This window comes from Microcoleus sp. B3-D7, from assembly GCF_036705305.1.
Classification (GTDB): domain Bacteria; phylum Cyanobacteriota; class Cyanobacteriia; order Cyanobacteriales; family Microcoleaceae; genus Microcoleus.
Genome location: NZ_JAUBUE010000052.1, coordinates 36,832 through 44,687, shown reverse-complemented (window position 1 = coordinate 44,687; position 7,856 = coordinate 36,832). Strand labels below are relative to the sequence as shown.

Below are 7,856 nucleotides of genomic sequence, written 5' to 3'. Positions count from 1 at the left end.
AGTCATTGCTTCTTTGACGGGATGGCAATTCATTTTAGATGCCTTATCTGTAGCAGAACTTTAGGAAATTGGTATTATTAACATGATTCTGCTGATGACGCTCGCTTACCTGGAGGCAACATTTCAAGGTACTCAATTGAGGAAAAAGCAGGTACAAAAATATGTAGGTCGCCGAAAAGAACCCAAGAAAAGATATCGCAGACGGAGTACATTTGGTGTTGGTTTAGATGGAGAAAAGTGGGTTGATTACCTCGAACAATTTTCATTAGAGGTGGAACAGTTAATGAAGTTAACTCCCAATAAACGCCGCTTTTATCAACAAGGTATGCGGGCTGCAACCCTTATTCGGTCTATCTCCTAGGCCTCTTTGTCACCCCCCCAGGTAAGCGGCAATATAAGCTGCTGCTAGTCTGTCATGAAGTTTACCGACAACAAGACTGGATGTACCAACACAAGACAAATAGTATTGACGATAGAATTGTAAGTTTAACCCAACCCCACATCCGCCCCATAGTTAGAGGAAAAGCAGGAAAACATACAGAATTCGGAGCCAAATTATCAGCGAGTAGCTTTGAGGGGTATGTATTTTTAGCTCGAATTAGCTGGGACAACTTTAATGAATCAGGAGACTTAATCGCCCAAGTGGAAGCTTTTAAAGAATTCACAGGGTATTATCCAGAATCGGTTCATGTTGACCAGATTTATCGCACTCGATCTAACCGAGCGTGGTGTAAAGAAAGAGGAATTAGGATGAGTGGCCCGGCTTTGGGAAGACGCCCAGCTCATGTAAGTAAAGACAAAAAGAAGCAAGCGCTAGAAGATGAGAGAGTTCGTCAAGCTATCGAGGGCAAGTTCGGGCAAGCGAAACGCAGATTTCATCTCGATCAAGTGATGACTAAACTTGATAATACATCCCAAACAACTATTGCGATTACTTTTTTAGTCATGAACCTTGTCGCAGGATTCAAAAGGTTATTGTGGCTTTTTTTGTGTCAATTTTCATCAATAACCACCGACGAGCGAGCGGTGATTATCAAAGCTTATGTTCTCGACCAGGAATTCAAACAAAAACTTAACTTATCTGCTTCCTTCAATCAGCGAGCTTGAGCTTGGGGAGCCAAACTTTACTTATTCAGCAAGCCCTACCTAAGGGTGGGTAGTACTACTCTTAGCTTCTGTCAAAAGGACTTCTGACGCAAGTCAGACTCCCTCTTTTTTATCCCATCAGCGCTTGCTTAGTCTAAACTCCAGTATTATAGAAAAACATATCTGAAAATAAAAACAAAAAATCTGAAGCTGGAAAATTCCAACTTCAGAGTTTTACTAACTCCCCGGGTAGGATTTGAACCTACGACCAATCGGTTACACTTATCCCAACGTTTCCGAAGGGGGCGGACTATTTCATCATCCCTACAAATCATGTTTTTGATCTGTCGTCGGATGTCGGGCGCTATGAGATGTATTGGTTAGGCTCCTCATCTCTAGTCTCTGCACCTTTCCGGCTACTTGCGATCGTAACCGCTGCCTTTCGCCAGACTTGGCTCAAGATTGCCGCCACCCAAAGTGCTGCGGTTTCCTTGAATTCACCCGATTTTTCAGTACCCGTTACCGGATAGAGCTGCTATGTCACTAGGGCTTTTGGTTGATGCCAAAGGCTTGCATTCATTACAGCCGACCGCTCTGCCACTGAGCTACCGAGGATTGGGGGTTTTTGTTACCCACAATTACTAACAATAGCTGAACTTACTCGATTTGGCAAGGCCTTTGACAAACTTTTTTTTTGTCATACAGCAAGGGGGTTTCAGCAGCTAATGCAGCCCCATTCTCAACTTGGCGAGGCGCTGCTGGGATTCGGGATCGAGGGAATTGGCGAGAAAGCGACTGGAGTTGTGTTTGCGCGATTTGTGCTGGCGCTCACTGCGGCGGGCAGTGGATTCTACGTCAGCCGCTAGTTGTTCGGCGGACATCCATTCGGCACCGTACCCGACTACGGTCAATTGCTGCGCTCGGTCTGAGGTGGCGACAATCATGCGGCCTTTGCCTTTGACCGATCGCAACTCGTAGCGCAAACTAGCACAAGATTTTTCAATATAAGTATCTGCTGTCTGACCGAAGTCAGTGTAGTGCACCGATAAATTTTTAGTAATAATTTCTTTAACGCCGGGAGTATCTCGATAGTGCGCGTCAAACACCAGTCGAGCCTCAAAATCTTGAACAGCGCTGTAGTTAACTAAAACCTCTATTAACTCGCGGCGAGCTGTTTCGAGTTCGTCGCGATCGCGCTTCTCTCGGAGTCGAGGCCAAAGTCCAATAATGTTATAGCCGTCTACAAGTAAAACTGCTTGTGATACATAGGGTGACATGGTTCAAGGCTGAAGAGATCCAGCACGTATAGGACATTATTTGCATTCTTCATCAAAGCTTTTGTTCAATAATATTACCTATTGATGTGTAATTGCTAGGTTACATCCCAATAATTAAACCCCCCAGAGCCAGCTTTACCTGAGTTTTGGGGGGTTAGATTAACCTATAAATTTTCCAGCTTATTCGCCAGATTCCAGCGATACGGGCGATCGTACAACTGTCGGCAGGGATATTTTCTCAACAGCAGGAGTACAACCGAGCCACTGCACCGACAACTCCGCAAACTGCTGCGGGGGGCCGCTCACGCAAAAACGAGTCGGTAGCGCAGTACCAGGATTCCGCAGCCCTAAAAGCTCCAATTCTCTGGCAGCAGCACCCACCACCCGTACCGCAGGATCGATCAATGTCACCCCAGCAGGCAAAAGCGAGCGAAGCACAGGAGCCAACAGCGGATAATGAGTGCAGCCGTAAATCAGCGTATCAATGCGCTGCTGAATCAAAGGAGCCAAATATTCCCGAGCCACTTCACAAGTATAAGGGTCGTGAATCCGGTTTTGCTCCACCAGCGGCACAAAAGCCGGACAGCTAACCTGCCACACCAGGCAAGAATCGTCCATCTCCAAAATCGCATTTCGATAAGCATTGCTAGCAGCCGTAGCAGGAGTTGCGATGACCCCGATCCGCTTGCCTTGCTGCACCGCAGCCTGCGCCCCCGGCAGAATTACTCCCAGCACAGGGATATCAAACTCAGCCTGCACCATCTCCATCGCCAAAGCAGAACTGGTGTTGCAGGCCATAATGACCATTTTCACATCCTGTTCCACCAACCAGGCCATAATTTCGCGGACAAACTCCACAATTTCTGACGGCGTGCGAGTGCCGTAAGGCAGCCTCGCCGTATCTCCAAAATAAAGTATCGATTCGTTAGGCAATTGTCGGTACAACTGGGTCAAAACAGTCAAACCGCCCACGCCGCTGTCAAAAATACCAATTCTTTGTTGTCCAGAGTCTGTAGTCATTTGTTAATTGTCAATAGTCGGTTGTCACTTGGCACTGGGCAGTGGTCAGTTGGCAGTGGTCAGTTGGCAGTGGTCAGTTGTCAGTTGCTAGCAATAACAAATAACAAATAACCAATTACCCATTACCAATCCCTGCGGCAATATATTATCTTTGTTGAAGATAAACTAAAATGCCGCGAGCGATCGAAGCCGCCATTTGACTGCGGTAAGCTGGGTCAGAAAGCCTAGCAGCATCTTCAGCACCCGTGACAAAACCCACCTCCAGCAAAACAGAAGGCATAGAAGTCTTCCTCAAAACGTAAAATCTCGCCTGCCGCACTCGGCGGTCAGTCGCCCCCGTACCCTCCAAAATACTGGCGTGAATCACCCTCGCCAGATCTTGGCCGTTATTGAAATAATAAGTCTCAATCCCGCTAATATCCGGCCGACTCATATTAATCGCATTAGCGTGAATGCTGACAAACAAACTAGCATTCACCCGTTCCGCCAAAGAAACTCTCGGTTCCAGGTCGATTTCGCTGTCGTCAGTCCGAGTCATCACCACCTGCACGCCCTGCTGTTCCAGCAGCCTCGCCACCTGAAACGAGATATCCAAAACAATCTCCTTCTCCTGAATGCCCTGAATCCCGACTGCCCCCGGATCGCGGCCACCGTGACCAGGATCGATCGCTACTACGGCGCGGCGGTTAGAAGCTTGGGGCAAATCGTCGCTTCCGAAAGTCCTTCTCGGCAAAGGCTGCTGCTGGCTGGGAGTGCGAGTGAAAGGCTGCTGCGCGCTTGCATTCGATCGCAACTGCAAAGACAGCAACTGCGGGCTCGGTCTCGTCACCCTGCCTACCTCTACCCCCGATCGCGGCTGCACCCAAATCACCACAGTCTCCGAGTCTTCTTGGCTGGCAGTAAAGGATACAGGACTGTTGGCATCGAGCTGAGGAATTTCCCCCGTTAGGACACCAGAGGCGATCCTGATCCAGTAAGCTTTCGACCCCTGGTCCCACCCGCTGGTATAGGAGACTTGGCGGTCAGTTCTCACCACCAGTTGCGTCCCGTTACTGGCTAAATCAATTGACTGAACTCTCGCTAAATTTCCTTGAGCTTGTCTAGCCGGAGGATCTACAGTCAGGCGGCGGGAAACCGAGGGCTGTCGTACTACACTTCCAGGCAATAGCACAACCCCGCCCAAATTGCTCACAGATGCCCGCCACTGAGTATTAGAATTCTTCATCCGCAAAGTCACGCGGGTAACGGGCGGGTCTGTTGGCAGTTGCCGGACTTCAATCTTGTCAACCCCGTGCTGACCGTTCGTTTGAGGCTGTTGGCTGCTTAGGCCCGGAGCTACACTAGCTCCTTCAATATCGAGGGTAGCGATGTCCCCAGCCCGACTTTGTTGAAAATTAATTTGGGGGCGACCGCCCGCAGTGCGGACTAAAAAACCGTCCGCCGTCGCCTGAACGTTCTGAACTACAGTCGCCTGGGCTGACTCGGCTTGGGGTGCTGAAGATTCAACCGATAACCTTTCTCCCCCTGGCTCTGAAATCGGATTTTGAGTTTCTCCCGGCACCGGCGTTGGCAAATCCACTGTCCACTCGCTCGGAGAAATCCCCCGGAATTTTACTTGCTGAGGGTCTATAGTAAACCCGTCTTTGATCTCGACCACAATTCTGGTCGTATCGTTGTCAAACTGTCCTACCCGCACCGATTCGATCGCGCCTGAGAGCGGTTTGCTGACCGAGGGACGACCCAGACTCGTCCCCGGCAAGTCGATTACCAACCGCATCGGATTGAAAATCAGTTGAGCCTTGGGTTGTACTCCCCCGTCTGTTGTAATGTAAAGCCGGTTCTCTGAAGCATCAAACCGCCAAGATTGCAGTCTAGCTGCTTCGGCGGCTCCGGCGAGCAAAAATACACTTAAGAAACTCGGTAGTAGCCAGTGGAATTTCACGACAGTTTTTTCCTCGTTTGCGTTACTGCCAAAAGCTGGAAGGGCGCTGCTTGCCCGATCGGCTTTCAGCAGTTAGCCGCCAGCAGACCGGGGGCACGGGGGCCGTCAGTTGTTGGCTAAATTGACTTTTTTATGAGTTAACAGGCTCCAAAATGCCAGATCCCGGCATTTTTGAACTTTCCCGTATACTTGGGGGCGATCGGTTATAAGCAGACTGAAAGATTGTGGGCACAAAGGAAGGTATTTATTTTTAGGAGCAAGAAACAAGGTGCTTCTTGAAGTTAGAAGGTACAAGTTAGAAGGTAGAATTTTACCGTTCTTCCAGGGAGAGGTTTCATAGCTCTTTAATGTTGGCGAAGCTCGTTGTGGCAAGGGTTATAATCCGCTTTACACTTGCGTTTTGTTCTAACTTTTCCTAAACTACCTCAATAACTTAACAACTTACCTGGGGAACAATCCGGATTTCCAAGATTTAGGTAACTTTTCCAAGCCGCCAAATGTTAGTCCCAGACAAAATGACATATTCTTTGGGAAAAGCTTTTTTGCTAACACATTGACAGTTAAATACAAATACATATCGCCCCTGCTCTCTTTTTTTCGGATTTTTTTAATCAGGGATTTTCGGTGCTGCTTGAAACTTAGTGGGGCGATCGCGATCGCGCCCGCCAATTTAACACTATGATAGCTAGTCCATGTTTTCAGCAGTAACGGGAGAGTTTTGTGTGTTACTTGGGCCGGCAATGCTTTGTAATTTAGACTCTTTTTGAGTGATCGAACGACACCCAGAGAATTAGTTAGTTGACCTGAGAAAAAGTTTTGACCGTAGATATAGTAGTTATTGCAGTTGTAAAGTTTGTTGGACAGCAAAGACAATCGATCGGCTTCTGGGTAAAACCTGTGATTTGGTTTAATGACTTGCCTTTCGACTAACTGCATAACTTGGATGTGTACTACCAGTTAGAGAAGATACACTATCTTGGTGATTGTGTCAATCTCTGACCTTCTAAAAAAAGGGCAATCAATAACAGTAGATAGATGACATCACAGAAAGACGGAGACTTACTTTTCTGCAGGAGTCGTCCACAGCAAACAAGTGGTTTAGGTTAGTTCAAGCCTCTAGATAGCGGCTGGGGAGTCAATCTCGAACCTCAAATCGACTGACTCTCAAGATAGGGAAGTTTTGTAATATAGCAACCGCCCTGACGGTGAGGACGTTCTTAATTTTTGAAACCTAATCGCTCGATTGCGCCTTCTTGCATGACTTCTTTTTACCCGCTCCGCTTCGTCGCTACAGCCTTCAACATCTGCTATACCATACCACCGGTGCGATCGAGTTCTAGCAAATTTATTTTTGAGCGGGATCGATACCTGCAAGTTGTTTTTTTCCCTTAGTAATCAACGACCCCATGTCTAATCAACAGTGCTGCAATTCGCTCTCGCCCATAGGTGCAAAATTCCGGCTCATCCAGTTCAAAATTGCTTGATTTACTTGTTCCGGGCATTCATCCTGGGGACAGTGGCCCGCATTGTCTAATTCCACTAGCTCTACATAATTGGGATTGCATTCGACAAATTGATGGGGTCGGGCAAACCGAGGGGGAATCATCCGGTCTTGTTTGCCCCAAATTAACAGCATGGGGATTGTTAAATTTCGCATCACAATCTTGACACTGGGGCAAAATTTTGAACTGCCTACAGCTTTAAATAAAGCGCAGAAGGCGCGGGCTGCTCCCCGATCGCCTGCTGGCCCTGCTAGAATTTCTACTAATTCGTCGGTAACAGCTTCGGGGCTGGCGTAGGCAAAGCCAACCCAGCGGCGGACAAAGGAAGGCTTGCGGGCCAAATAAAACAGAGGCCTGAGTACGATCGGAGAAACAAACAAACTTTCAACCGCTTCGATCGCCGGAAGCAGCCATCCGGGCACCGCCTCGGCTCGCACAGAGGGGTCTGGGAGGCTAATCATCACCGTGCCTGCCACCATGTCCGGGTGAGCTGCGGCTACGGCCAGACAAATTAGCGACCCGATCGAGTTTCCTGCCAATATTACTGGCTCTCTGATAAAAGTTAGCCAAAAATCATAAACTTGATCGACCCACAAAGACACAGAGTAGTTGACCGGAGCTTTTTGCGAAGCGCCAAACCCTAACAAATCCAAGGCGTAAACCATTTGGTTTTCGGCGAGTTGGGCGAGATTTTGTCGCCAGTGACCGATCGAAGCTCCAAACCCGTGCAGTAAAATAATCGGCGTTCCCGATGCGCGCGGGGCCATTGGTTTTGCCGCAGAATCTTGAAATTCCAGCGCGTCTTGATTTCGTACCCCATCGGGCCGCAAATAAGTGTAGCGAGTTTGCCAACCCCGCCACATCCAGTCTCGTTGAGTTCCCACCCGTTGGTGCCACAGCAGAGAATTTGTCAATTTTGCCTCAGCTCGCAACATAAATTTACACTTGCTTATACCTATTCTACAAGGCAAATCAGGCGAGTTGGGGGACTTGTCCGACCCGGCGAGATGGGCTAGGAAAAGCGACTTT

The 7,856-nt window shown here is 48.4% G+C and carries 6 protein-coding genes and 1 pseudogene; 2 read left to right on the top strand and 5 right to left on the bottom strand.

Annotated elements, in window-relative coordinates; genetic code table 11:
- Nucleotides 1–82 precede the first annotated feature (82 nt).
- Together QUB25_RS25325 and QUB25_RS25320 are read left to right on the top strand one after the other, a co-directional pair.
- Nucleotides 83–361, top strand: coding sequence for a hypothetical protein (locus tag QUB25_RS25325; RefSeq protein WP_333187411.1), 279 nt, complete (start codon nucleotides 83–85; stop codon nucleotides 359–361).
- Between the two features lie 23 nt (nucleotides 362–384).
- Nucleotides 385–1,107 (top strand): annotated as a pseudogene (locus QUB25_RS25320) (transposase); the annotation flags it as partial.
- 701 nt (nucleotides 1,108–1,808) lie between these two features.
- Here QUB25_RS25320 and QUB25_RS25315 read toward each other — a convergent pair.
- The 5 genes from QUB25_RS25315 to QUB25_RS25295 all read right to left on the bottom strand — a co-directional run bounded on the left by QUB25_RS25315 (nucleotide 1,809) and on the right by QUB25_RS25295 (nucleotide 7,762).
- Nucleotides 1,809–2,363, bottom strand: a complete 555-nt coding sequence (locus tag QUB25_RS25315) for an NYN domain-containing protein (RefSeq protein WP_242722119.1) — start codon at nucleotides 2,361–2,363, stop codon at nucleotides 1,809–1,811.
- 180 nt (nucleotides 2,364–2,543) lie between these two features.
- The gene (gene murI, locus QUB25_RS25310) at nucleotides 2,544–3,383 is read right to left on the bottom strand and encodes a glutamate racemase (protein ID WP_333187409.1); all 840 of its coding nucleotides are present in this window, start codon (nucleotides 3,381–3,383) and stop codon (nucleotides 2,544–2,546) included.
- Nucleotides 3,384–3,528: 145 nt separating this feature from the next.
- The gene (locus tag QUB25_RS25305; protein WP_333187406.1) at nucleotides 3,529–5,325 is read right to left on the bottom strand and encodes an N-acetylmuramoyl-L-alanine amidase; all 1,797 of its coding nucleotides are present in this window, start codon (nucleotides 5,323–5,325) and stop codon (nucleotides 3,529–3,531) included.
- A 441-nt stretch (nucleotides 5,326–5,766) separates the two neighbouring features.
- Nucleotides 5,767–6,261 (bottom strand): hypothetical protein, encoded by a 495-nt coding sequence (locus QUB25_RS25300; protein WP_333187403.1) that lies wholly within the window; start codon nucleotides 6,259–6,261, stop codon nucleotides 5,767–5,769.
- Between the two features lie 478 nt (nucleotides 6,262–6,739).
- Complete coding sequence (locus QUB25_RS25295) at nucleotides 6,740–7,762, bottom strand: alpha/beta fold hydrolase (RefSeq protein WP_333064755.1); 1,023 nt, start codon at nucleotides 7,760–7,762, stop codon at nucleotides 6,740–6,742.
- Nucleotides 7,763–7,856 lie beyond the last annotated feature (94 nt).

Coding starts and splice junctions, on each gene's coding strand:
- QUB25_RS25300 (WP_333187403.1), bottom strand. CDS start 6,261: ATGCAGTTAGTCGAAAGGCAAGTCATTAAACCAAATCACAGGTTTTAC.
- QUB25_RS25295 (WP_333064755.1), bottom strand. CDS start 7,762: ATGTTGCGAGCTGAGGCAAAATTGACAAATTCTCTGCTGTGGCACCAA.
- murI (WP_333187409.1), bottom strand. CDS start 3,383: ATGACTACAGACTCTGGACAACAAAGAATTGGTATTTTTGACAGCGGC.
- QUB25_RS25325 (WP_333187411.1), top strand. CDS start 83: ATGATTCTGCTGATGACGCTCGCTTACCTGGAGGCAACATTTCAAGGT.
- QUB25_RS25315 (WP_242722119.1), bottom strand. CDS start 2,363: ATGTCACCCTATGTATCACAAGCAGTTTTACTTGTAGACGGCTATAAC.